Annotated in this window: 20 protein-coding genes; 10 read left to right on the top strand and 10 right to left on the bottom strand. The window is 57.5% G+C overall.

All coding sequences use genetic code 11. The annotated features are described in order from the left end of the window. The first annotated feature begins 98 nt into the window (after positions 1-98). Positions 99-491: a DUF3301 domain-containing protein gene (locus tag ACYASS_RS25345; protein WP_122667155.1), complete on the top strand. Its 393-nt coding sequence runs from the start codon at positions 99-101 to the stop codon at positions 489-491. 28 nt (positions 492-519) lie between these two features. On the opposite strand, the gene ACYASS_RS25340 is transcribed toward ACYASS_RS25345, so the two are convergent. Beyond that, complete coding sequence (locus ACYASS_RS25340) at positions 520-1,497, bottom strand: CobW family GTP-binding protein (protein ID WP_463588118.1); 978 nt, start codon at positions 1,495-1,497, stop codon at positions 520-522. Positions 1,498-1,538: 41 nt separating this feature from the next. Between ACYASS_RS25340 and ACYASS_RS25335 the strand changes: the two genes are divergently transcribed. Further along, a complete protein-coding gene (locus tag ACYASS_RS25335; protein WP_422765025.1) occupies positions 1,539-1,886 on the top strand; it encodes an NADH:ubiquinone oxidoreductase in 348 nt (115 codons plus the stop codon). A 143-nt stretch (positions 1,887-2,029) separates the two neighbouring features. On the opposite strand, the gene ACYASS_RS25330 is transcribed toward ACYASS_RS25335, so the two are convergent. The 3 genes from ACYASS_RS25330 to ACYASS_RS25320 all read right to left on the bottom strand — a co-directional run bounded on the left by ACYASS_RS25330 (position 2,030) and on the right by ACYASS_RS25320 (position 5,266). Further along, positions 2,030-2,680 (bottom strand): DUF1826 domain-containing protein, encoded by a 651-nt coding sequence (locus tag ACYASS_RS25330; protein WP_463588117.1) that lies wholly within the window; start codon positions 2,678-2,680, stop codon positions 2,030-2,032. Then, positions 2,680-3,888 carry a zinc metallochaperone GTPase ZigA gene (zigA, locus tag ACYASS_RS25325; protein ID WP_463588116.1) on the bottom strand — a complete coding sequence of 403 codons (1,209 nt, stop codon included), beginning with the start codon at positions 3,886-3,888 and terminating at the stop codon, positions 2,680-2,682. Before zigA ends, ACYASS_RS25330 begins: the two co-directional genes overlap by 1 nt. A 157-nt stretch (positions 3,889-4,045) precedes the next feature. Beyond that, positions 4,046-5,266 carry an N-acetylmuramoyl-L-alanine amidase gene (locus ACYASS_RS25320; RefSeq protein WP_463588115.1) on the bottom strand — a complete coding sequence of 407 codons (1,221 nt, stop codon included), beginning with the start codon at positions 5,264-5,266 and terminating at the stop codon, positions 4,046-4,048. Between the two features lie 108 nt (positions 5,267-5,374). Here ACYASS_RS25320 and folE2 point away from each other — a divergent pair, with 108 nt between their 5' ends. Next, complete coding sequence (gene folE2, locus ACYASS_RS25315; protein WP_463588114.1) at positions 5,375-6,292, top strand: GTP cyclohydrolase FolE2; 918 nt, start codon at positions 5,375-5,377, stop codon at positions 6,290-6,292. On the opposite strand, the gene ACYASS_RS25310 is transcribed toward folE2, so the two are convergent. Further along, positions 6,276-6,797 (bottom strand): DUF3617 domain-containing protein, encoded by a 522-nt coding sequence (locus ACYASS_RS25310; protein ID WP_122667162.1) that lies wholly within the window; start codon positions 6,795-6,797, stop codon positions 6,276-6,278. The two genes, folE2 and ACYASS_RS25310, sit on opposite strands and share 17 nt — an antisense overlap. A gap of 169 nt (positions 6,798-6,966) precedes the next feature. Here ACYASS_RS25310 and cls point away from each other — a divergent pair, with 169 nt between their 5' ends. Next, positions 6,967-8,406 (top strand): cardiolipin synthase, encoded by a 1,440-nt coding sequence (cls, locus tag ACYASS_RS25305; RefSeq protein ID WP_463588113.1) that lies wholly within the window; start codon positions 6,967-6,969, stop codon positions 8,404-8,406. A 45-nt stretch (positions 8,407-8,451) separates the two neighbouring features. Here the strand turns inward: cls and cfaB are convergent, their stop codons facing one another. The 5 genes from cfaB to hflK (ACYASS_RS25280) form a co-directional block, all read right to left on the bottom strand. Continuing rightward, complete coding sequence (gene cfaB / locus ACYASS_RS25300; protein ID WP_463588112.1) at positions 8,452-9,636, bottom strand: C17 cyclopropane fatty acid synthase CfaB; 1,185 nt, start codon at positions 9,634-9,636, stop codon at positions 8,452-8,454. Between the two features lie 282 nt (positions 9,637-9,918). Continuing rightward, positions 9,919-11,850 carry a cation-translocating P-type ATPase gene (locus tag ACYASS_RS25295; RefSeq protein WP_463588111.1) on the bottom strand — a complete coding sequence of 644 codons (1,932 nt, stop codon included), beginning with the start codon at positions 11,848-11,850 and terminating at the stop codon, positions 9,919-9,921. Further along, positions 11,847-12,911 carry a protease modulator HflK gene (hflK, locus tag ACYASS_RS25290; protein WP_463588110.1) on the bottom strand — a complete coding sequence of 355 codons (1,065 nt, stop codon included), beginning with the start codon at positions 12,909-12,911 and terminating at the stop codon, positions 11,847-11,849. Before hflK (ACYASS_RS25290) ends, ACYASS_RS25295 begins: the two co-directional genes overlap by 4 nt. Then, positions 12,908-13,960: a protease modulator HflC gene (gene hflC, locus ACYASS_RS25285; RefSeq protein WP_463588109.1), complete on the bottom strand. Its 1,053-nt coding sequence runs from the start codon at positions 13,958-13,960 to the stop codon at positions 12,908-12,910. The genes hflK (ACYASS_RS25290) and hflC overlap by 4 nt, the downstream gene beginning before the upstream one ends. Before the next feature lie 11 nt (positions 13,961-13,971). After that, positions 13,972-15,924, bottom strand: a complete 1,953-nt coding sequence (gene hflK, locus ACYASS_RS25280; protein WP_463588108.1) for a protease modulator HflK — start codon at positions 15,922-15,924, stop codon at positions 13,972-13,974. 342 nt (positions 15,925-16,266) lie between these two features. Here hflK (ACYASS_RS25280) and lpdA point away from each other — a divergent pair, with 342 nt between their 5' ends. The 6 genes from lpdA (at position 16,267) to ACYASS_RS25250 (ending at position 25,463) form a co-directional block, all read left to right on the top strand. Beyond that, positions 16,267-17,667, top strand: coding sequence for a dihydrolipoyl dehydrogenase (gene lpdA, locus ACYASS_RS25275; protein WP_463588107.1), 1,401 nt, complete (start codon positions 16,267-16,269; stop codon positions 17,665-17,667). A gap of 251 nt (positions 17,668-17,918) precedes the next feature. Continuing rightward, positions 17,919-19,541, top strand: a complete 1,623-nt coding sequence (locus ACYASS_RS25270) for a glucan biosynthesis protein D (RefSeq protein WP_243244698.1) — start codon at positions 17,919-17,921, stop codon at positions 19,539-19,541. Between the two features lie 441 nt (positions 19,542-19,982). Then, positions 19,983-21,290 carry a hypothetical protein gene (locus ACYASS_RS25265; protein WP_463588106.1) on the top strand — a complete coding sequence of 436 codons (1,308 nt, stop codon included), beginning with the start codon at positions 19,983-19,985 and terminating at the stop codon, positions 21,288-21,290. A gap of 2 nt (positions 21,291-21,292) precedes the next feature. Next, positions 21,293-22,606, top strand: a complete 1,314-nt coding sequence (locus tag ACYASS_RS25260; protein WP_463588105.1) for a hypothetical protein — start codon at positions 21,293-21,295, stop codon at positions 22,604-22,606. A 42-nt stretch (positions 22,607-22,648) separates the two neighbouring features. Continuing rightward, positions 22,649-24,541 carry an acyltransferase family protein gene (locus ACYASS_RS25255; protein WP_463588104.1) on the top strand — a complete coding sequence of 631 codons (1,893 nt, stop codon included), beginning with the start codon at positions 22,649-22,651 and terminating at the stop codon, positions 24,539-24,541. Positions 24,542-24,674: 133 nt separating this feature from the next. Continuing rightward, complete coding sequence (locus ACYASS_RS25250) at positions 24,675-25,463, top strand: substrate-binding periplasmic protein (protein WP_463588103.1); 789 nt, start codon at positions 24,675-24,677, stop codon at positions 25,461-25,463. Positions 25,464-25,553 lie beyond the last annotated feature (90 nt).

The following is a 25,553-nucleotide window of genomic DNA, read 5'->3' as shown; positions in this document are numbered from 1 at the left end:
ACGATGCAAATGCAGTAGTGAGAAATTTAAGTCGCGCAGTATGGCTGCAAATCCCCCGACACAGTTAAGCTGGTGGCACTTTGTTGGAGCGCTTTTTCATGCTGACCTTGGGAAACATGTTCGTCCTGATGTTATTGGCCACCGGCGCTGCATGGCTGTGGCACGCTCATGGTCTGCGCGAGCGTGCGCTGGAGCGCGTCAAACAGCACTGCGCGAAGCTCGACGTAGAGCTGCTGGATGGCAACGTGGCGTTACGCAAACTGACGTTCGCCCGCGACTCACAGGGCCGTAAACGCCTGGCCCGCGTGTACAACTTCGAATTTACCGTGACCGGTGAACAACGCCACCCTGGCACCATTACGATGTTTGGCGCGCACAGTGCCCAGATTGAACTGGCGCCCTACCCGTTCGAAATGAAAACGCCACCGCCCAGTGCGGAAATCATCCAGTTGAGCCAATGGCGGCAAGAACACAACAAGTGGAAGCAGTAGATCACGCGCGGCTTGTGGATAAGTTGTTCTAGAGCAGACAAGCAGCCAGTTCAGCCTGCAGGCTGGCCTCTCCCTGTGGCTGCGAGAAGATCAATTCCAGCCGCGAATCCCGTCGCCACTCGCTGACCTGCCACTGCACGGTATCCCCCGCGACGGCATTACCTGACACCCAATTTTTTTCGCTGTGGATAACCAGTTTGGCGCGAAGCCAGCTCATCCCCTGCAACCAGATTTCCAACCTGGCCAGATCAAAGCGCTGGCTGGGATGCCAACGCCAGCCAATGCTCCACCCTTCTTGCTGACGCTGACTGAGACAAATGGGTTGAGCAGGATCTGTCCATACTGCCGGAAGCTGCGCCAGACTCTTGGGCAAAAAGAAGTTATCCACAGCGGTTTTATCCACAGCCGAGCCGGATGTTGAAGAGACACCCGGCAATTCAGCCAGCAGCAATCTGCCCTGGTCCGTCCAGATCATCTTGCCGACAGGCAATCGCTCAGTAATCCGCTGACGTGCCGCAGTATCCAGATCCGCTGATTTGTTAAGCACCCATAACCCGGCGCTATTCAGCGCCGATTGTTGGCTGGGTGGCAGTGGATTCCCGGCAGCCAATGCCGCCGCATCCAATACCATGACGCTGGGCTGAACCGTGAGCACACCCAGCCAGGGCGCTTGCTGCAACTGCTCGATCAACTGCGCGGGATGACCGAGGCCGGACGGCTCGATCAATAATCGATGGGGTCTGGACTTGCGCAGCAGCCGGCTCAGGCCGATTTGAAAGGGCGCTCCGTTAACGCAACAGAGGCAACCGCCAGCCACTTCGCCAAGTGCGATACCATCGTCGGCCGTGGTCAGCAGCGCAGCATCCAGGCCGATCTGACCGAACTCATTGATGAGGATCGCCCAGCGCTCATCTGCTGGTTTTTGCGCCAATAGATGTCGGATGAGGCTGGTCTTGCCTGCCCCCAAAGGTCCGCCGATGACGTGGGTCGCAATGTTCTGCAGCATGGTGGTCGCTTATGACGAAGGCGTTTAAAGCCAGAATAGAGATGTTTCTGGGGATGATACTGGTAGCGAGTGCAGGAAACGCATGGGCCGAGGCATGTCTGGTACATAGTCAGGCCGAACGGTTGGACGTGAAAGTCTGCCAGGCCAACCGCAACATTCCGCCCAAACTGTTTCATGACGGCTTCTGCCAACCGCAGCTGGCAGGACAAAAAACCGATGTGACATTTCTAGAGCAGTGTCCCACCGGTGCCTTTGGCATTTGCAGCAACGCGCAAGTCGCCAATATGCCTTATCGCGAAGATATTCACTATTACGGCGTGGCCAGCGACGCGGCGTACCTGAAGCCGTTTTGCGAGGGGCAGAGTCAGGGCAAGTGGTTGGTGCCGTAAGTGGCTGAAACTACATTACCTGTGGGAGCAGAGCTTGCTCGCGATGAGGCTGAACACGGTTCGCTTTAAATCGAGTCCGGCCTTATCGCGAGCAAGCTCGGCTCCCACAAAAATCAGATCTCATGGCCATGCCAAAGATGCTTCTAAGCCAACCAGTCCAGGGTCAGTAACAAACGTCGCTCATCACGCTGCAACTGCGGCGAACGATGCACCAGGCCCTGGCCTTCGTTACCCACCCAGCGCTCGCCCTTGAGCAGCGCCACGTCACCGCCGTTGATCTGCCTGATCTTCAGCGCGTCCCGGGGTTCGGCCTGAGGGTTGCCCAACTGGCTGCGATCAATGGCGCCCTCTCTCAGCCACTGGCTGCCGATGCCCGCATAGGTGGTGATCAAGCGGACCGGTACATGATCGACGTGGAAACGCGGGCACATGGCTTTATCCAGAACCCGAAGTCGAACGCCTACGCGCTTGGCGCCCAACAGGCAGGCGTAAGCGCTGATCAGCCATGACACGTCGGCGATGAAACCTTCATAGCCTTCAAGATCAGCGTAAGCAGAAGCGAAGTTCTGGAGCTCAGGCTGAACATCGTCATCGCTGATCTCCAGCGTAATGGCCTCCGCCAGCGGCTCATTCAGAGAGAGCAGTAGCGCACCAAAGTCGGCAATGTGCGCTGGCAACTGACGCTGCCAGACGGCGAGATTCACATCATCGTCCAGCACCTGGCTGAGAACGGCAGGAGTATCCCCCTGAACCTGACGAATTCGCGGCTGCCATTTCAATACTGTCGCAAGCATCACGCCGCCTCCATTTCGTGCCAGGGACCAAACGGGTCGGGCAGCGATACCCACCCTTCTGTGCCCAAGGCCATCTCCTCATCAGTAAGAAGGCAGTTATCCAGTTCGGCAGTCAGTTGCGCAAAGTCGATATTCTGACCAATGAACACCAGTTCCTGTCGGCAATCCCCGGTTTGCGAAGTCCAGTTGTCCATGATTGCGGTGATGTTTTCTTCGTCCTGAGGCCAATGCGCACGCGGAACGAACCGCCACCAGCGGCCAGCGAAACCGTGACGCATCAGCCCTCCGGCCTGGGACCAACTGCCCGCGTCCTGATGCTTGCTGGCCAGCCAGAAAAACCCTTTGGAGCGCAGCAACTTGCCGTTGCTCCACTCTCGATCAATGAAGCTGAAGAAGCGCTCCGGATGGAAGGGTCGACGAGCGCGATAAGCCGTAGAGGCGATGCCGTATTCCTCGGTTTCCGGCACATGCTCACCGCGCAGTTCCTTGAGCCAGCCTGGTGCCAAAGACGCACGCTCGAAATCGAACCGGCCGGTGTTCAGGATCTTTGCCAAGGGCACCTCGCCCATCACCATTGGCACAATCTCAGCGTGGGCATTGAGCCGCTGCAGAATGGCGATCAGTTCTTCACGCTCGCTGGAGCTGATCAAGTCGATCTTGCTCAGCAAAATCACATCGGCAAACTCAATCTGCTCAATCAGCAAGTCGGTGATCGAGCGGTCGTCATCCTCTCCCAGCGTTTCACCACGGGTCGCGAGGCTTTCCGCAGCCTGGTAATCAAGCAGGAAATTCACGCCATCGACCACCGTGACCATAGTGTCCAGCCGCGCCAGATCAGTCAGGCTTTTGCCCGCCTCATCGCGAAACGTGAATGTTTCTGCTACAGGCAGCGGTTCAGAAATTCCGGTGGATTCGATCAATAAATAATCAAAGCGCCCGTCCTGAGCCAGACGGCTGACCTCTTCGAGCAAATCTTCACGCAGCGTGCAGCAGATGCAGCCATTACTCATCTCGATGAGTTTTTCCTGTGCGCGGTTCAGGCTGACATCTCGCTGAACTTCGCCGCCATCAATGTTGATCTCGCTCATATCATTGACGATAACGGCCACCCGCAAATCTTCGCGGTTACGCAGGACGTAGTTAAGCAGCGTGCTTTTACCGGCGCCGAGAAAGCCGGACAGGACGGTGACAGGAAGACGATTTGGCATTGGGATACCCATCAGTTGCAAGGTTTTGACCTTGTCGCATAGCGGTGCGGGGCACCGGATCAATCACCTGATAATGTTATAGTATAACAATGCAGTCAGTAAACCTGTCCCTGTTTACCGTTAGCCAGCACGGCGACAGAGGAACATCCAAGGGCTGCTAAACCTGCCCGGTTTGCTTCTGCTCCTGCCGCCACGCCATGTACGAATCAATCGGCGGATTACGCTGGAAATACCGCTGCAACCCTTCAAACAAACCATCAGCCACTGCCTGCTGGTGGCGTGCCGTGACAAGACGCTGGCTGTCTCTGGCATTCGAGATGAAACCGGTCTCCACCAGAATCGAAGGCACATCCGGCGACTTGAGCACTGCAAAACCGGCCTGTTCGACACGTTTTTGATGAAGCGCCGTGATATTCGCCAGGCTACCGAGAATGGTGTTCCCCAACTGCAAGCTCGCAGCAATAGTTGCGTTCATCGACATGTCGAGAATTACCCCGGCCAGCATCGGGTCCTTGTCCTTCAAGTTAAGCAAGCTGGTCGCGCCCAGAAGATCCGCACCGTTTTCTCGCTGAGCCATAAAGCGCGCAGTGGCAGATGTCGCGCCCCCTTCTGACAAGGCAAACACCGACGCACCCGACGCCGTCAGGCGTGGTGCCGCATCGGCATGAACCGAGATAAACATGTCAGCGTTATGTTGATGAGCAATCTCAACGCGCTTGCGCAGCGGCACGAAGAAGTCGTCATTGCGCACCAGACGCACATCAAATCCCTTCTCCCGTTTCAACCGCTTGGCCAAAAGCTGAGCGATGGACAACACGACATCCTTCTCACGCTCGCCCTTGGCTCCCACCGCTCCGGGGTCTTTGCCGCCATGACCCGGATCGACCACTACCATGATGTTGCGCTTAGGATGTGGCTTGTCATTGGTCACAGGAGAGTGTGGCGCCGGTTGCGCAGCTATTTGTGGAGCGGATGCTCCGGTACCCAGATCCAGTACCAGACGGTGGCCCTGATCACCGGCAGGGCCGAGCAGAAAGCTGTTGAGCTTCACCGGCCCCGTAAGGTCGAGAACGATTCGAGTGTCATCACCTTGGCCGTAATGACCTGAGCGAATGGATTTGATCAGCGTGTCTTGCAGCGCGAGCTGACTAAAATCTCCGCTTAGCCGTGCACCACTGATATCGATGATCAATCTGTCTGGCGCGCCAAGGGTGAAGGTTTTGTATTGCACCGGGCCGCTGAGATCGAGCACCAGCCTTAATTTGTCGTCGCTGCGCCACAACCGCGCATTTCTGATCTGAGCCGCAGTGGCACCGAATGGCAACGTCAGCGCTGCGCTGGCGAGAAGAAGATTGAGCAGAACTTGTCGGCGGTGCATGCATTAGCCCATTCGAATGTGAAGAGCATCCCGGCCCCAAAAAAAGAAATCGTCGAAACTATCGTTATAGTATAACGTGATGATTTACATCACCGACGGCCTCTTTTCATGAAACTTGCTTCACTTCCGGATGTTGCCGCGCAAGCGTCCCGTCAAACACAGCCGCTGGATTGGGTGGGGATGTGCGGCGTCGCATTGCCGATATGCATTGAAGGGCAACCCGCCAGTGCCAAGGTCGATGCAGGCGTTAGCCTGGATGATGGCAGCGCCAGAGGCATACACATGTCGAGGCTGTATCTGGCACTTGAGCTCATGCAAGGAAGAGACCTCACGCTGGGCACAGTTCAGCAAGTTTTGCTGTGCTTCCTTGAGAGTCATGAAGGATTATCACAGCGGGCATATCTGAATATCCACACTGAATACTTGCTCAAGCGGCCGGCATTAGTCAGCCCATTGGCAGGGTGGAAATCCTATCCAATCAGCATCCTGGCGCGTCTGGAAAACGATATGTTCCACGTGGAACTAAAAATTGACGTGGCCTATTCCTCAACGTGCCCTTGCTCAGCGGCCTTAGCGCGACAGCTGATCCAGCAGCAGTTCATTGAAGATTTCGCCAGCCCTGATCTTGATTATCAGAGTGTTCTGGAATGGTTGGGAACCGCTGAGGGCATCGTTGCGACACCTCACAGTCAACGCAGCACCGCCCACTTGCACGTGCAACTCAATGAATTATCTAAGGAATTTCCGCTTCTGCATTTGATCGATCAAGCAGAAGCCGCACTGGGTACTGCCGTCCAAACAGCAGTGAAGCGAGCGGATGAGCAGGCGTTCGCACTGGCGAACGGGCAAAATCTGATGTTTTGCGAAGATGCCGCTCGGCGTCTGCACGGCTCATTGCAGCGTAATCCGCAGCTAAAAGCATTTACGGTGAAGGTGGTGCACGCTGAAAGCCTGCATGCCCACGACGCTGTGGCTCAAAGTAGCTGGAGCGCCGTGGGGAATCCCCATATCAGGTCCGGGGTTTGACCGCACCACATTGGGCACCCTGCCAGACCGCTCGGGTGTCCATGCTTCCGTTCTGCTGCTGGCCAGTCGCGTTGAAAGTGCCGATGACGTGGGTGGTGAATTCCCGGTCACTCAAAAACTGAGCCTGACCGTTGCCCTGCGCTTTCGGGCAGCTAAAGGTGAATTTCCAGTTTTTACCGTTGCGTTCAGTAATGCGTTGCGTGCATCCAGACTTCGGATCAGTGAGTGGGATGTCATCGCCCTTGACCTGCGCGTCTGTCAGACAAAAGCGCACACCCTTACCAGCCAGTGTCACACCTTGCGACTCAAGATTGCGTTCGACCATCGCGCGCTGTTCGGGTGGCAAGTTTTTCAGCTGTCCGAGGATCATCTGCAAATCCGGCATAGCCTGCCCATCCACTTGCATATTACTGGAGGTCAGCTCCCACAAGCCCGGTTGCAGCATCTGCGCCTGAGCCAGTGGCGCGACCAGACAGCACATCAATGCCAAGGTGGATTTCTTCATTTCTGGATCCTTGTTCAACCCATGAGGGACAGGAGCAACCACACAGGGTTGCCGGACGATGAGGCTTAGACGACAGATCATGCCGCCAGTTGCACCCCGAATTAAATAGCGACAATCAGCACTCACTGTGGTCTGTTAATCAGCAATGGTGCTAAGGAAAAGGTTTCGAATGGATTACCACAGCCCGTATTTCTTTGGCTATGTCATCGGATTCATTCATCTGTTGGGGATCATTGCCGCCATCCATGCGCTGCTCACTGTGCGCACTGCACAAGGGTCGATTGCGTGGGCGATGCCTCTACTGTTCATTCCTTATTTCACACTGATTCCTTATCTGGTGTTTGGCCGTAGCTCATTCGATGCGTACATCAAAGCGCGGCGTCAGGCCAACGAGGAAATGCGCACGGCAATCAGCGACCTGAACTGGCGTCCCTGGATTGAAGAAGCGGTGGCCGCAAGACGCTCTGAAGCCTATGCGTCATTACGTGCCATGCCCAAGCTGGGGCTTACCCCGGCGCTGGCCAACAACGAAGTCAAACTGCTGATAAACGGCGATGCGACGTTCAGCGCGATCTTCGAAGCGATACGCGAGGCCAGACAGACGATTCTGATTCAGTTCTTCATCATCCATGATGACGCGCTGGGGCAGCGTATGCAGGAACTGCTGCTGGAGAAGGCCGCGGAAGGCGTCGCGGTGTATGTGCTTTACGACCGCATAGGCAGCCACTCCCTGCCTGGCAGCTATAACGAAAAGCTGCGCAAAGGCGGCGTACAGATCAAGGCCTTCGCAACCCGCGGAGGCTGGCTCAACAGGTTCCAGATCAACTTCCGTAACCACCGCAAAATAGTCGTCGTGGACGGCCTGAAAGGCTTTCTGGGTGGGCACAACGTAGGTGACGAATATGTCGGACTGAAGCCGCCCCTGGCACCTTGGCGCGATACGCATGTGCAAGTCATCGGCCCGGTCGTGGCCTGCCTGCAGGAGTCGTTCGCGGAGGACTGGTTCTGGGCAACACGTGAGTTACCGCCCCTGAGCTTGCCCGATAGCTTTCCGGAAGATGGCTTGCTCTGTCAGTTGCTGGCTAGCGGGCCTGCAGACAAGCAGGAAACATGTTCGCTGTTCTTTGTCGAAGCCATTCATGCGGCAACAGAGCGGGTCTGGATCACCAGCCCGTATTTCATACCTGATGAGGCAGTATCGGCCGCGCTGCGGCTGGCCGTGTTGCGCGGGGTGGACGTAAGGCTGCTGCTGCCGTCACGGCCGGATCATTACGTGGTCTACGCGGCATCAAGCCTGTTTGCCTTTGAGGCAGTCCGCGCAGGGGTTCGGGTATTTCGTTACGGGCCCGGGTTCATGCATCAGAAAGTAGTACTGGTGGATAACGAGATTACAGCGATCGGCAGTGCCAACCTGGACAACCGCTCATTCCGCCTGAATTTCGAACTGATGCTGCTGACCGTCGACAGCGGTTTTGCCAGCGAAGTAGAGCAAATGCTTAACGACGACTTCGCGCTTGCCCATGAAGTTTCAGTTCAGGAAAGCCGCGAAACGCACCACCTGCAACAATTGGGTATGAGAATAGCCCGTCTCATTTCACCGATTCTGTAACCCTTCATTCTGGGGATAAACCGGATCGAGGACCCGGTCAGGCTTCTAGCGGTAGATATCTTCACGAGTCCAAGGCAGATCATGACTGCCATCGGCGCGGGGTTTGACCGCCAGAATCTGATGCAGATTGATCCAGCCGTGGGCAAACGCATAAGAGCATCCAGCCAGGTACAAACGCCAGATACGCAAGGTCTGCTCCGGCACCATGGCAGCCGCCTGCTCCAGATGGGTTTCCAGCCGGGTGCTCCAGTGGTCAAGGGTCTTGGCGTAATGCATGCGCAAGCTTTCGACATCCACGACTTCCAGCCCGGCCTCGCTGATGTCCGCGCTGATTTGCGATACGTGGGGTAGCTCGCCGTTAGGAAATACATAGCGGCCAATAAACTCACCGGCACCACGGCCTACCGGTCGACCATCGGTGTGCTTGGCGGTGATGCCATGATTCATCACCAAACCGCCTTCCTTCACCGCACCAAACAGGCGTTGAGTGTAGAGCGCAAGATTGGCGTGCCCGACGTGCTCAAACATGCCAACGCTGACGACCTTATCAAAGCGCCCGTCTTGGGGCAGGTCGCGGTAATCGAGCAGTTGCAGCTCAACCTTGTCTTCCAGGCCTTCAGCTTTCACGCGAGCCCTGGCGAGCTTCAATTGTTCACGGCTTAACGTGATACCAAACACGTTGACGCCGTATTCACGCGCTGCAAAACGGGCAAGTCCTCCCCAACCACAACCGACATCCAGCAAGTACTCGCCAGGCTGGAGCCGCAACTTGCGGCACAGGTGATGGAATTTATCCTGCTGCGCCTGTTCAAGGCTCTCATTACCGGTTTTGAAATAGGCGCAGGAATAGACCATTTCCCGATCCAGCCACAGCTGGTAGAACTCGTTGGAAACGTCATAGTGGTAGGAAATCGACGCGGCATCTGTTGCCTTGTCATGCGGCGAGCGAACCGGAGTGTCTTCGCTGTCGACGTCACCCAATGCCTGGGTCAACTCATCGCACACCCGAACCACTTCGCTGATGGAACCCTCCATTTCCAGGCGCCCTTCTACAAACGCGCTGCCGAGCAAATCGAGGCTTGGGTGGTTGAAGTCGGAAACCAGTCGGGGGTCTTTGACGAAGATGGTGACACTCGGCGTCGGACCGAGGTCAAGCTCGTGGCCGTCCCAAAGCTTGAGACGCAGCGGAAGGTGCAGATTCTTTAAGGCCGGTGGAAGTTGCGCGAGCATTTGAGTAAACCCCCAATGATCAAGAACTTGAAAAGCGTAGTTGAGGATCAGTTCTGCAATAGAACTGACCCGCTATAGGCTCTATAGCCATTAACTATGAATCGACTTCCGGGAACGGCCTTGTATCCCACCTGATTCGAGCCCGCCGTGGAGCTGAAAAGTAAAGCGCTCTCCTTGAGTGACTATTAATTTGTAACAGAGTTCTTCAAAGCTCAAGCTATTTTTTATACTTAGTGAGCCGCTCTAACTCGGTGGTTCTCGCGTTTGAGCAATATCTCAGCGCTACTTCGCTACAGGTAATTCACCTAGCGGCTCATGCAACCGCAGCAGTCTGCCAGCGTTGCCGAGCACCAGCAGAGTGCTGAGGTTGTGCAGGATCGCAGCCACCATTGCTCCCGCTGCGCCCAACCAACCGAAGGCGGCTAGCGCGACAATCGCCAACGTCCAGCCCAGGCCGATGATGACATTAACCTGCAACGTCCTTCGGCACTGACGACTGAGTCGTACACAGGTGCCCAGCCGTCGCAGATCACTGCCAATCAGCACAATATCGGCCGATGCCAAAGCGATGTCGGCACCACCAGCCCCCATCGCAACCCCTACCACGCCAGCTTTCAAGGCCAACGAGTCATTGATGCCGTCACCTACCACCATGGGCCGAAAGCCACTGCTGATCTCGGCACGAACCCGCGTCAACTTATCCTCGGGCAGCGCTTGGGACTGCACGTCAGTGATGCCGACATCCACAGCCAACTTGTTCGCCACAGCGTGTCGGTCACCGGTGAGCAATAACTGCCTGCCCATACCCAGCGCCCGTAGCTCAGCCAGCGCCGCTTGCGCCTCGGGCTTCAGCGTGTCGGCAAGCAAAAGCCAGGCGAGAAAAACACCGTCGAGTGCCAGACCGGCAATCGGGCCGTCGTGAATCGGGACCGGCGCAGCGGCAATGTCCAGTTGCTCAAACAACTCGGGACGGCCTAACGCCGCAACGCCTAATTCGCTGGACGCCACCACCCCCAAGCCTTGAAGCTCACGAATGTCACTCAGCGCCAGAAACTGACGCTGTGGAACAAGACTGGCCAGCGCCCGGCTGACCGGATGACTGCTGGCGCTCCCGAGGCTTGCCGCCAACGGCAGAAAATGCGGCAATTCAGGACCCACACACTGCACGGATTCAATGCGCAGCGTGCCAAAGGTCAGCGTGCCGGTTTTGTCGACCACCAGCGAGGTCAGGTCGGCCAGCTCTTCCAGGAAGGCCGAACTGCGAATCAGAATCCCGTGCCTTGCCGCCACCGCGATCCCCGCAATGGCGGTCGCGGGAGCCGACAGCACAAGGGCGCAGGGACAGGCGGCGACCAACACGGCAAGCATGGCTTGCGCGTTATTGGTGATGAACCAGGTCACTGCGGCGATCAGCAAGACCAACACCATGTAGCTGCCGGCATAGCGCTCCAGCAACCGAGTGATCGGAGGCTTTGAGCGCTCGGCGCTTTGCATCAGCGCGATCACCTTGCCCAGCGTTGAATCCTGCCCGGTACGGGTCACTTCAAGGCGCAGCAAACCGTCGAGATTGATTGCGCCACCAAATACTTCAACGCCCGGCCTGGCCTCCAGCGGCACGGACTCACCGGTGATAGGCGCGGTGTCCAGGCTGGCCTGGCCAGAGATTACCCGGCCGTCAGCAGGCACCCGATCACCTGCGCGAACTTCCACCTGATCCCCGGCAACCAGCGTCGAGTTGTCCACTTCCTGCACGCTGCCATCGGCTTTGATCAGCCGTGCGTGGCTGCGGGTCAAGCGGCCCAGCGCCTGAATTGCCTCCTGAGAACCAATCACGCTGCGCTCTTCCAGGACATGGCCAAAGATCATGATGATGGGCAACAAGGCCGCCGTCATCAGGTCTCCGGTAGCCCAGGCACCGAGCATGGCCAACGCGATCAGTTGATCGGTGACACCGTGCAGGCTCGGGTAGCGCAAGCTGTGCCAACCGGCGCTGATTACCGGAATAGCCACCAGCAGCGACGACGCCCCCAGTAACAGCTGGCTGACGCCATTCTGATCCGGCGCAATGAGGCGCCAGATCAAGCCCAACCCCAACAACCCTAACGCCAGCATCGCCAGAGTCAGTTGCCGGGCGGCGCTGCGTTGTTCCGGCGCGCTGAGCATGCTTTGCGACGCTTGCCCGGCAACGGGATCGTGAACCGCTTCGCTACTCATTTTTCTGCTCCTTGAATGATCAGCCGGGAATCATCACGCGGATCAACAGTAGTCACCGAACCCGCCTGACCAAGGATCTTCGGTACGCGCTCGCGATAGAGTCGTTGCAACAGTCCGGGGTCGCTCCCGGAGTGCATCGACTCACTCAGGCTGGCCACCGTGGCCGTATCGGTCTGGGCTTTTGCCAGCCGCTCGGAAGCCTGTGCGTGGGCCACCTGCAAAGTACGGTCTGCCTGTTGGTTCGCAGCCTGAATGAGCTTTTCCGCATCGTTGCGCGCATTAGCCACCGCCTGATCAGCAAGCTGGCTGGCGGTCAGGACAGAGTTGAACGCGTTGATGGCTGCGCCGGGCAAGCTGGATTGAACGTCGACCCGGGTAACTTCGATACCAATACCTGAACCGGTTGTACTGAGCTCTGAAAGCCGCTGATTGATGCCGCTTACCAGATCGCCACGCAGCCGTTCGCGACGCTCGGCAGACTGGCTGTCGGCCGAAACAAGCTCAGGTCGAGCCACCAGAATAGTGTCCAGATCCCGCGCAGCCGTCAGGGCCACCGCACTGCGATTGACGATTCGGTCCAGCGCTGGCGCCACGTGATCGCCCTGCAGAACATAGGCATACGGGTCGCTGACTTTGTAGTAGACCGTGACGTCCAGTTGCACAACGCCTGCGTCCCCGGTCAACAGATAACCCGACCCGGCCAACGCATCGCTCATCGGTGCCGCAAAGCTCGCCGCCCGATCAGCCTGTACGGCCTGAAACGAGCGCAGCAAAGTCTCGACACGACGCTCTATCACCCGGTCCGCCGAGGGCAGCAACACCACCTGTTCGAACGGTTGCGGCCAAGCGATGAGCAATCCTGCGTTCTGAATCCGCTCCAATGCGCCCAGACGCAGTACTACCGCACGGTTTTGCGGATCAATCTGCCGCACATTGGACACTGCCCAGCCGACGGCAGCCAGAACCGTCACGCCATACAACGCCAGGAAGGCCAGTCGGCTGGCCTGCAACCATGGGTTGACCGGTGCGCGTTGCGGACCTGAAACGACAGGTTCACTCATGGTTGCGACCCGGCTTTGCTCTGCGGGGCAGATGGGCCATTGAGTGTTGGAGGGCCATCGACCAACACTCTGAACGGCGCAGCGTCGGTGCGCAGAATCAGCCGGGTGCCGGGTGTAACAATCGTCCCCAGCGTGTCCAGTGAACGCAGAAGGTTATAGAGCTGCGGTGACCCCGCATAAGCCCGACCATAGATTTGCGCGGCCTCGACACGCGATTGAGCTTCGATATCGGCGGCCTTTACCGTGGCGTCCGCCTCAACGATCCGCGCATCGCGTTCCGCTGCCGAACGAATCTGCGCCGCCTCACGCTTACCCACAGCAGTGCGCTCGGTGGCGATGGTTTCGCGCTCGGCGCGCATCCGGTCCACCGTGGCATTGAGCGTCACTGACGGCAGGGTCAAACGCTCGACCCCCACTTGCAGCACGCGCACGCCATAAGTGGTCAGCAGTTGCTGATCGATTTGCTGACGCAGCTGGTTTTCAAAATCGCTGATACGCACTTTGCTGGCATCAGTGTTCACCAGACTCGCCAGGTCGAAACTGCTGGCCGTGGTTTCCAGCGCCGAACCGACGAAGGTACGAATCTGCCGAGCAGCTTCGTCAGGCTGGTTTTGCACGGCACGCATGAAACGTTGCACGTTGTCCGCGTCGCCCTGAACCTGCCAGGCCACGTAGGCCTGGACAATGATGCGCAGGCCGTCGCGAGTGCCAACATCCTGCAAGCCGCTGGAAGTAGTCCGCAAACGCAGATCAACCGGTATCGCCGCTTCGAAAGGCGCAGGCCAGCGCCAGCTCAGACCGGGTTCGAGTAATACCCGGGACGGATTGCCGAAGCGGGTAATCACCGTCGCCTCGCCGGAGCGCACTTGCACCAGGCTTGCCGCCGCCACTGCAAATGCGATCAGCAGCGCGGCGAGCAAACCCCGTCGCCACGGAAATACACGCGGGCCGGAAGACTCGTCGTGGGCGTGCCCGTGATGATGACCGTGGTGATGGCCATGGCCACTGTGATCGTGACCGGCATGATCGTGGTTATGAAACAGACTCAAAGGTCGACTCCTTACTGAACGGCTTTACGCGGCGCCGTTGGGTCTGCCGGTAGTGTGAAAGTACGCAGGTCAATGGTGGGTGCGTTGTCGGCACCGCCCAGACGATGATCAAGCACCAGCAATGTTGAATGGGCCAGGCCCTGGCTCAGTTGCGTCAGGTACTGTTCAAGCAGAAACGCCTGCCCTGCTTTTGCGTAGCCCTGTTGCTCGGCACTGAAACGCAGCTGCGCTGCCTGTGCTCCTGCCATGACTTCCCGAGCACTCGCGGCGGCTTTGTCGTGTGCAGCGGTTGCGTTCAGTTGCGCCACATTGGAGGTGCTGCTTGCCGCGCCTCGTTCGCGAGCGATCAGCGCCTGCGCACCGATCTGCGCCGCCTGAACCGCGTGATAGGCGTTGGCTGCTCCCGCCGGCGGGTGGATCGCCTCAACCACGGTGGCAAGGATCTCCACACCGCTGTTGAGTCGATTCAAGTCAGCCTGTATTGCATTACCGATATCCAGTGCCAGATCAAAACGCTGCTCACCCAACAGTTCGTCCAGCGTTCTCGACGCAAAATCGTGCACAAGCACCCGGCTGGCAGTGCTGCGAATCAGCATCGGTACATCAGCGCTGTTGTAGGTGGCGGCCATGGCGGCTTCGTCGGTCAAGCCGATGCGATACACCAGACGCACGTCCATGTTGACGATTTGAAAACCCTGCTTGTCGCCCGCACTGCTGGCGATCACCTGAGACTTTTCATTGACGTGGCTGGCGTCCCACAGACGGTTGGTACTGGCGGGGGCTGGACCCTCTGCCGAATCAAGCGCAGGAGCAGAATCGACGCCGCCTGTATCGGCAACGCTGGTAGCCAGTTCGTGCACCACACCATTTTCCACCGCCAACACGCGCCCAAATGGCCAGGGAAGACCCGCGTGCAAACCGGGGCCGAGCACCTCTACCGGTTTACCGAAACGTTCGTAGATACCTCGCCCCTGCATCGGGATTTCATGCACGCCACTGAGCGCCCAGCCGAGCGCCACCACCGCCGACAGCACGGGAAAAAACGCCCGACGCATGTAGGTAAAGGCCCAGATTTGCCGTAAATCAATGCCAAACCTGTTGTGCAACTCGTGCTGTAAAGCCTGCAAAGGTTGCGGCGGCCAGCGCAGCAAACCGGCCGCAAAACTGCTCGCGACCAACCGAGGCTCGACACGTGGATTACGAGAGTTGAACAGCGACAGCGCGGCGCGAATCAGCAGTTCGAGGGCCACAAGCGCGGGCAATAAACCGCCCAGTACCGCCAGCCGGGCAGTCCAGGGACGCTCTACGCTGGAAAAAAACAGGCAGACTGCGCCAACCAGTAACACAGCGATTGCGACGCGCAGCAGTTGGGCCAGTTGCAAGGCTTCCGGCCATTCGGCCTGCTCACCGTTGAGCTGACGTTCCAGTACCAGTAAACCGAAGGCGAGCAACAGGGAAATACCACCGGCGACGGTGCCCATTCTCGAGAGATCGCTACCCGGCAGCGCCAGATCCCAAACGGCTTGAATACACACCAACGAAAGAATGGTCCATCCCGCCAGCCACAGGGTCGGCACGCCGATTTGCGCCAACGCGGTACTACCCAGATGGCTGATCCGCTCAATGAGCCGGTCATACCAACCGGGCTCTTCAGCTTCCGGATCAGCCGTTACGATGCCGGGTACTTTTGCGTCTAACGCCAGCGCTCGCCACTGCGCGACACTTTCAGCCGATTGCACGGCGGCCGCCAAGAGCAGCAAGACCGCAGCATCATTGGCCAGCACCGCCGCCCACAGCGAATTCGGCGCGAATAAATCAGCGAACAGCGCCAGTATCAATCCGAAAATACCAGCGCCGCCTGCCATCCAGGTCAGTCGTCGTAAACGCGCTGCATGCAACGCAGCTCTTTGAAACCTGGGCAGGCCCTGCAGGCTGCCGTGCTCAACATCCAGATCAACCCGCATCGACGCCTCAGAACTTACCGAATCTTGCCGCCAGCACCCGACAAGTGCGCCGGGCTGGGCCCTTAGAATATGGCGTTACGATATAACAGACATAGTGAAATTTCTGTCAGACACACGGCACATTTCGGACAACGCTCTACGCTGATATCCACGGCGCTATGGGCGGAGAAATACCTTTGATTAATCTTGCGAACTTGACGCCCGCCACTTTGAATATTACAACCATAATTTAAAGCGCTTGATCTTCAGATTTTCCGAACACGGCATCTTTACGGAATCACTTATCTGTAGGGGATCGAGTTTTTGCATGACAGCGCAGCATCCATAACCCGAGGAAAAGCTATGAGCAGCTATGACGTTGTGATTATCGGTGGCGGCCCCGGCGGCTATAACGCTGCCATTCGTGCCGGTCAGTTGGGGCTGAGCGTGGCCTGCATTGAAGGCCGGGAGACGTTGGGCGGTACCTGCCTGAACGTAGGCTGCATTCCTTCAAAAGCACTGCTGCATGCGTCGGAGCTGTACGAATCGGCGACGGGTGAAGAGTTCGCCAAGCTTGGTATCGACGTCACACCCACGCTCAACCTTGCGCAGATGATGAAACAGAAAGGCGAGAGCGTGACCGCCCTGACCAAGGGCATTGAATTCCTGTTTCGCAAGTACAAAGCGCAATGGATCAAGGGCTGGGGTCGCATTGCAGGCCCAGGCAAAGTCATCGTCACCGATGCACAAGGTGTGGAAACCGAGCTGCAAGCCAAAGACATCATCATCGCCACCGGGTCCGAGCCCACGCCGCTGCCCGGTGTCGACATCGACAACAAGCGCATTCTGGACTCCACCGGTGCGTTGTCTTTGACCGAAGTGCCCAAGCATTTGGTGGTCATCGGCGCAGGGGTTATCGGGCTGGAGCTGGGATCGGTGTGGCGGCGTCTGGGGGCGAAAGTCACGGTGGTGGAATACCTTGACCACGTCGCCCACGGAACTGATCTGGAAGCGGGCAAAACCTTGCAGCGCTCACTGTCGCGTCAGGGCATTACTTTCAAGTTGAGCTCGAAAGTCACCACCGCTACAACGTCGGATTACGGCGTCAATCTCAGCGTGGAGCCCGCAGCCGGGGGTGACGCCGAGCTGATCGAGGCTGATTACGTGCTGGTGTCCATAGGGCGTCGGCCATACACCAAGGGGCTGGGGCTGGAAACGGTTGGCCTTACTGTCGACAAGCGCGGCATGCTGGAAAACAAAGGCCATCGTACCGCTGCCGAGAATGTCTGGGTGATCGGCGACGTCACTTCCGGCCCGATGCTGGCGCACAAGGCCGAGGACGAAGCCACGGTATGCCTGGAGCGCATCGTCGGCAAGGCGGGTGAGGTTAATTACAACCTGATCCCTAACGTGATCTACACCCGCCCGGAACTGGCCAGCGTGGGCAAAACCGAAGAGCAACTCAAGGCTGATGGCCGCGCCTACAAAGTCGGGAAGTTCCCGTTTAGCGCCAACAGTCGCTCAAAGGTCAATCACGAGACTGATGGCTTTGCCAAAGTCCTTGCTGATGAGCGCACTGATGAAATTCTGGGTGTGCATCTGGTAGGCCCGAGCGTCAGCGAAATGATCGGCGAGTTTTGCGTCGCTATGGAGTTTGCCGCTTCGTCCGAAGACATCGGCCTGATCAGTCACGCCCACCCTACCCGTTCCGAAGCCCTGCGCCAGGCGGCGATGAGCGTGATCGGGCTGCCGACGCAGTCTTGATACAGCACGCCAAATGCCAGGCAGGAGCTAACTTGTTGGCGAGGCGCCGTTTCAGTCAAAGCCTCTCGCGAACAGGTTCGCTCCTACCGAAGATCGGCATCGTCCACACATCTAAATCGTAATTATTTATGTTTTTTTCGAACCAGATGCTGTGTTTGTTATCTGTTGTCGGTAGTTTGGCGTTCAGCAAGGAGTCGTAGCGCGCAATTTTCTTGTGCAGGATGCACAGCACTCGTTAGGGGCTTCACCTTATGAATCGCAGGACTCTCCTGAAAGCTTCGATGGCGTTGGCAGCTTATAGCAGCGTGCCAGCCTCGGGACTTTTTGCTGCACGCGCGATGGCCGCCACGGCCGACGGCGAAATCGAACATTTTGACTTCGATGCATTGAAGGCCCATGCCAAGCAATTGGCCGGTCGGGGCTACGTCAGCAACAAGCAAGTGCTGCCTCCAGTACTGGCCAACATGACGCCTCAGCAGTTCAACGCCATCAAATACGACGCTGGCCACTCCTTGTGGAACGAGCTTCACGGCCAACTGGACGTGCATTTCTTCCACGTCGGCATGGGCTTCAAGACGCCGGTACGCATGTACAGCGTCAACCCGAAGACCAAAGAGTCCCGGGAAGTGCACTTCCGCCACGAGCTGTTCAACTACGAGTCCAGCGGCATCGACAAATCGCTGGTCAAAGGTGACTTGGGCTTCGCCGGCTTCAAGCTGTTCAAGGCGCCAGAAATCGCCATCAACGACGTCGTGTCGTTCCTCGGCGCCAGTTATTTCCGCGCGGTGGACAGCAACAAGCAATACGGCTTGTCGGCACGTGGCCTGGCCATCGACACCTATGCCAAGCGTCAGGAAGAGTTTCCGGACTTCACTAAGTTCTGGTTTGAAACCCCGGACAAGAACGCCACGCGTTTTGTCGTTTACGCGCTGCTGGATTCACCGAGCTGCACCGGCGCCTACCGTTTCGATATCGACTGCCAGTCCGGCCAGGTGGTCATGGACATCGATGCGAACATCAACGCACGCACTGACATCGATCAGATGGGCATCTCGCCGATGACCAGTATGTTCAGCTGCGGTACTCACGAACGTCGGATGTGCGACACCATTCACCCGCAGATCCATGACTCGGATCGCCTGGCGATGTGGCGTGGTAACGGCGAATGGATCTGCCGTCCGCTGAACAATCCGCCTAGCCTGCAGTTCAACGCCTTCGCCGACAAAGACCCGAAAGGTTTCGGCCTGGTGCAGACCGACCACGAATTCGCCAGCTATCAGGACACCGTTGACTGGTATCACCGCCGCCCAAGCCTGTGGGTGGAACCGACCACTGCATGGGGCGAAGGCGCAGTGAATCTGGTGGAAATCGTGACCACCGGCGAGACGATGGATAACATCGTGGTGTTCTGGACGCCGAAGGACAAGATCAAGGCTGGTCAGTCGGTCAATTACGGCTACAAGCTGTATTGGGCGCCGCTACCACCTGTGCGCACGCCGCTGGCTCAGGTCCACGCGACCCGCTCCGGTATGGGCGGCTTCACGGAAGGCTGGGCACCGGGCGAGCATTACCCGAAGTTCTGGGCGCGCCGTTTCGCGGTGGACTTCAACGGCGGCGGCCTGGAAAGCCTGCCGGAAGGCACCGCTATCGAGCCGATCGTGACCGTGTCGCATGGCAAGCTGCAGGAGTTCAATATTCTCGTGCTGCCGGATATCAAGGGTTACCGGATCATTTTCGACTGGCTGCCAGACAGTGACTCGGTCGAACCGGTTCAGATGCGTATGTACATTAAGACCCAGGACCGAACGCTGAGTGAGACCTGGCTCTACCAATACTTCCCGCCAGCACCTGATAAACGTAAATACCCGGCCTAAGCCGGCCTGATTCAGAGGTGCTCTGCAGGCACCTCTGAATCATCCCTGAATACGTCAATTTTAAGATTCCTTTTAATTCATATGCTTGCGAGCTACCACAGCGATCGCCCGTCGGATCGCGTTCGAATATTGACTAATTTATTGACAGTCTCCTGAACTCAGGCTGATATACCCACTGTCATTTCTGATTCACCCCTCCCTGTCAGTCCTGTCGCGTCGTCCATCCCACTGGCCGATGGGGCGGTAGCGTGGACGATGGTTTTCTGCTCATCCCGACAAGTCGCTTCTGTCAAAACAAACTGCAGGCTTCCAGATTGACCCTAACCCTGTAGGAGCTGCCGAAGGCTGCGAAGCAGTCATCCGGCCATACCGCTACCGCAGCCTTCGGCAGCTCCTACAGAAGATCGGCCTTCCCAATCAGCATTCCCCGAGGCAGAAAACATGATGTTGAACTCTGCGAATGGCAGCGACGCTCGCTCGTCGATTCTGTCCTTCAACAAGTCGACGGCGGTAGTATGGATTGCCATCAGCCTGATCCTCATCGAGACCTTTTCCGGCGCGCTGCGCTTCTACTTCGACAAGGCGGGTATCGCACCTTTGCTGTACCTGCCGAAGGTCGCATGCCTGGTGATGTTCGCGCTGGAGCTACGCGATTACAAAGCAGGCCGGATGGTCTGGCTGAGCATGCTGCTGTTGATGGTTTCAAGTTTGCTCGCCATGCTGCACGGCGCGACCCTGAATAACGTCGCCTTTGCGCTATTCGGCATTAGCCCCCTGCTGTTCGGGCTGGTCTGCAGCGAACACTTGTTCCACCGCCGCCGCTTGTTTCTCTGGGTGATTGGCCTGTGTCTGGGGGCGTCTCTGATAGGCGTTGCGCTGGATAAATTCACCGCCGTGCCCTGGAAAGGCTATAGCTACAGCATCGGCGACGCGCAACTCAGCGCCAACACATCGTGGACCACGGACACCGAAGACCGGATCGCCGGTTTTGCCCGGGTCTCCAACATCCTGTCGATCCTTATCGCTATCTACAGCCTGTATCTGTTGATACTGCTGCGCTCTCGCCTGCTCTGGATTCTATTAAGCCCGGTGGCGCTTTACGCAATCGTCCTGACCACCAGTAAAGCCCCCGCTGCCGCATTCGCGTTGACCCTGATGCTATTGCTGATCAGCCGCATGCGCTGGACGACCCGTATCGTCTGCACCATCACGGTGTTGGCGGGGCTGACACTGCCGGTGCTGGGCATGGTTTACGACTTTGACATGCGCACCGTGAGTAGCAGCAGCTCTGCATTGGGCACCTTGTACGACCGGCTAATCAATACCTGGCCAAATGTCGCTCACGCGATCAGCAAAGAGGGCTGGACCCTGACCGGCGCGGGCTTTGGTATGTTCGGCGGCGCAGCTTCAATGTTCCCGGTACCCGGCGGCGAAATGTTGGTCGGTTCTGACAGCAGCGCGATGTATTTGTGGGCGATGCTGGGGCTGGGAGGAGTGCTGCTGTACGTGATGCAGATTCCATTGTTTTTCGTGCTGAGTGATGACGACAGCCATGTGGGCAAAGCTCTGCTGGCGATAACCTTTTGTTGCTGCATGATCAGTTGGACCACCGACATGTTTGAAGTCACGGTGGCCAACCTGTTCCTGGGTCTGGCGATCGGTCATGCGCTGTCCGACAAACTCATGGATAGCCGCAAAACTCCGCGGCCGCAGGCGTTTCACTTATCGCCTGCACCGACGGTGTACTGACTATGTCTGGCAAAGGATTTGCCATCGGACTGGCCTGCATTGCCTGCCTGACCTGCACTGCGGCGAACGCCGAAGAAGCCTTCATTCTGGGTATCAGCACACACCTGATGAACTTCGATGCCTCGCCAAAACCTGCTTTGCAACTGGCGGCAAAGGCAGGCTTTGGCGCCGTCAAGGATGACGCCTTCTGGTCAACCGCAGAACCAAAGTCCAATCAATGGCGCATCATTGCGCCATGGCGCGATTACCTCAGCACAGCCAGCAGCCTCAAACTTGAAAGGCTGACGCTGCTGGACTACAGCACCTCATTCCACGACAACGCCAAACCCCGTTCGCCAACGGTCAAAGCGGGCTATTTGAACTACGTGGATTACGTCACCGGCCAGTTGGGCAACAAAGTCGACTTTTACGAGATCTGGAACGAGTGGGACCTTGAAGCACCCAAGGACCCACAGCTAAGTGCCGACTACGCCACTCTGGTCCGCGAAGCGGTCCCTTTGATCCGCAAGAACACCGCAGAGGTCAACGGCATCCCCGCCAAAATCCTCGCAGGCTCGGTAACGCCCGAAGGCATGGACAACGGTTTTGCTGATCGGCTGATCGACGCTGGCGTGCTGGATCTGGTCGATGGGCTCTCGATTCATCCGTATGCCCACTGCGCACCTGATGGGCGCAACAACCCGGAAAGCTGGGTGCAATGGCTGCGCGACTATGAACAGCATGTCCGTACCAGGGCCGGTCGCATCGTCCCGATCTACATCACGGAAATGGCCTGGCCCAGCCACAAGGGCCCGTGCGGCAACACCGCACAGACGCAGGCGGCCTATCTGGCGCGAATTCTGTTATTCGCTCGCACGGTCCCCAATATCAAAGGCCTGTGGTGGTATGACCTGATCAACGACGGGCCAGATAGGACCGATCAGGAGCACAACTTCGGGTTGCTCAATGAAAACCTTTCTCCCAAACCCGCTTATGGCGTGGTCTTGGCCCTCGCCGAGATAATCAAACATTTCACTTGGGACGCTCAGGCCAGTCTTCAGTCTGCCAACGTCTATCAGTTGCACTTCAGCAGAGGCAACGCACAGGTCATCGCCGCCTGGGCGGTCGGCGGTTCACGGCAGGAGCAGATCATCAGCGCACGCCAGATGAAAGGCCCGGTCATGTTCGTTGACACCGCCGACCCCGGCAAAGGCCAGATGTCCGGCGAGGAATTCTGGCGTTGTCAGGATGGCCAGTGTTCGGTTCCTGTCACCCTTACCCGCTTTCCGAAAATCATCAGTCTGAACTCCGAAACCGTCGCGCCACAACGCCCCTGACTTCATCCCCTCCCCCTGTTGCCAACGCCAGCGAAGAACGCCATGGACTTCAGAAAAGACATTAATGGATTGCGTGCCATCGCAGTGATTGCCGTGCTGCTTTTCCACTTCAATCCAGGTTGGTTGCCCGGCGGATTTGCGGGTGTGGATATCTTTTTTGTGATCTCCGGTTATCTGATCACCGGGATCATCCTGCGCAGTCTGGAGGCGGGCAATTTCAGCCTGCTCGCGTTCTACAAGTCCCGTGCCCGGCGCATTATTCCGGCGCTGGCGGTGCTGTGCTTTGTACTTCTGCTCGCGGGCTGGTTTTATCTGTTGCCGCAGGACTACAGCGAGTTGGGCAAACATATCGCTACCAGCCTGGGGTTTATATCGAATGTTATTTACTGGTTCGAAGCCGGTTACTTCACTCCTGGCGCACACGAGAAATGGTTACTGCACACGTGGTCGCTCTCGGTGGAGTGGCAGTTCTACATGGTTTACCCACTGGTGTTGCTGGCGTTGAGCCGAGTGATCGCCTTGCAGCATCTACGCTGGCTGATCCTCGGCGCATGCCTGGCAGGGTTCGGTTTCTGTGTTTACGGCTCGTTCAAATGGCCAGAGCCATCGTTCTATCTGCTGCCCACAAGAGCCTGGGAACTGCTGGTGGGTGCAGTTGCCTGCGTCTTTCCGGTCAGCCTTCAACGCCCGCATCAGCGCGCACTGGAGCGCGTCGGGCTGGGGTTGATGCTTACAAGCTTCTTTGTTCTTTCAGAGAAAGATGTCTGGCCCGGTTACCTGGCCATGTTGCCGGTGATGGGGGCTTTGGCGGTGATCCTTGCCGCGCGACAAGATTCCTTCCTGACCAGCAACCGGTTCTCGCAATGGACCGGAACACTGTCGTACTCGCTATACCTCTGGCACTGGCCGGTAGTGGTATTCATGAGCTACTCAGGTTATCTGGGCGAAACGCCCAACCTGCTGCTCGGCATTCTGTGCGCGTTTGCATTGGGCTTGACGTCTTATCAACTGATCGAAAAATCACCCGCTGCAACACAAGGCAGATTGCGCTGGAGATTCGCCAGCGTGAGCGCGTTGATTGGCTCGGTGTTCGTCGCTGCCGGTGCAGTTAACGCGACGGAAGGGGCGGTTTCCCCGCTTCGCTCGGTAAGCATCTCGGACAAAGCGCGCTTCGTGCAGGACTACGCCAACCGGCAGAAAAATCTTTATGAAACCTACTGGCTCAAATGCGATGCCTTTTCTGCGTTCACTGAGCGGGGTCTCTCCGCCATTGATCCATCCTGCACAGAGAAGCGTGGCCAGGGCGGAGTCTTCCTGTGGGGCGACTCTCATGCTCAGGCTCTATCACTGGGTTTGCGAACGCTGCTAACGCGTGGCACGCCGTTTTATCAGGTGGCTTCTGCAGGTTGTAAACCCAGCCTGACCCAGGACAGCGGACGCGCCACAGCACCTCGCCTCACCTGCAACTACTCCAACAGGACTGCACTGCAAAGTATTCGCGAACTGCGTCCGGACGTTGTAGTGATCGCCCAGAAAGATCAACACGATAAAACGCACTGGAGTGAAATCGCTGCACGCCTCAAGAGCTATGGGGTCAAACACATCGTGTTATTGGGGCCGCTGCCACAATGGAGCCCTTCATTACCGAACGTTATCGCCAATCGCCATTGGGGAGTGAATGACTCGCACATCAGCGACCCGGCGCTGGACCAAAGCGTCATGGCAACTGATCGGGCGACTCGAAGCCAGATCGATCCCGAGGCTGTCGATTTCGTGTCACTGATCGACAGGCTCTGCGTGGCCAACTCCTGCCTGGTCAGGCTGCAGGACCACTCACTGCTGCAGATCGACTCGGGCCATCTCAGTGAAAAGGGCTCGCTATACATCGTGAAGAATTTTGTTTTGCCCGAGCTAAAAACCCAAGCCACTCGATAACAGCCTGCGACGACTAGCCCGCCTGACACAGCTCAGCGCGGGCTTTTTTACGCCCAACGTAAATCTTCACGCCGTCGCCACGTTTGGCTGTTAAGTTGAGCGCAGAACATTTTGCAGGGAGGCAGGATTGAACATGTTTTGGAGACAAACCCTTCTCGCAATGACCCTGGCGATGTTGAGCCTGCTGGCAGCAGCACAGGCAGAAACCTATCAGGCGGGAGGTAGTCAATGGCGACCGTTCAGCTATGAGGACGCGCAAGGCAACCTGCGCGGCATCTCCACTGATATCGCCCGGCGAGTGTTGCATCAGGCCAACATAGAAGCCCACTTCGTTTCTTACCCGGTCAATCGTCTGCAAGCGATGCTGGGCAAGGGCGAACTCGACTTGAACTACGCCGACTCATCGCAATGGAACAGCCCTGAAGAGCTTCGCCATTTTGTTTTTTCCGAACCCTACATCCGCGTCAAAGAACACCTTTACTATCTCAAAGGCAGCCCCGCCGTCCCGATCCCTGTGGATAAGTTACGGGGCCTGACTATTGGTACTGTCAGGGGCTATACCTACCTGACCATGGACCCGTCTTTCGCGGATAAACGTCTGGTCCAGCTGGAAACCTCCGAGGACCCGGCATTGCTTCAACTGCTATTGGCCAGACGCGTCGACGCCGTCGCGATGGTCGATGATCTTTTCGATTACCTCATTGCAGAACAACACTTGGACCCGAACCTTTTCCAGCGGGGCGCGCGGCTCAGTGATTCCCCGATAAGTATCAAGTTACAGCCAGAATTGGTGGGGCTGCTTCCGGATATAAACAAGGCGATCCGGGCACTTGTCCGCAGTGGAGAAGTAGACAGGATTCGCAGGTTCTACCTCTCTCCCCATCCTGCTGACGGTTGTCAAAACAGCGACGCAACCTGTTGATAAATGGCGATCGATCATTAATTCGAAATTAAGTTCATATTGCTAAATTTATCAAGGACATAGCTTAAAACAATTCATTAATGGCAAGAC

The organism is Pseudomonas sp. HP_14, assembly GCF_055283875.1.
This window is presented reverse-complemented; position numbering and strand designations above follow the sequence as displayed.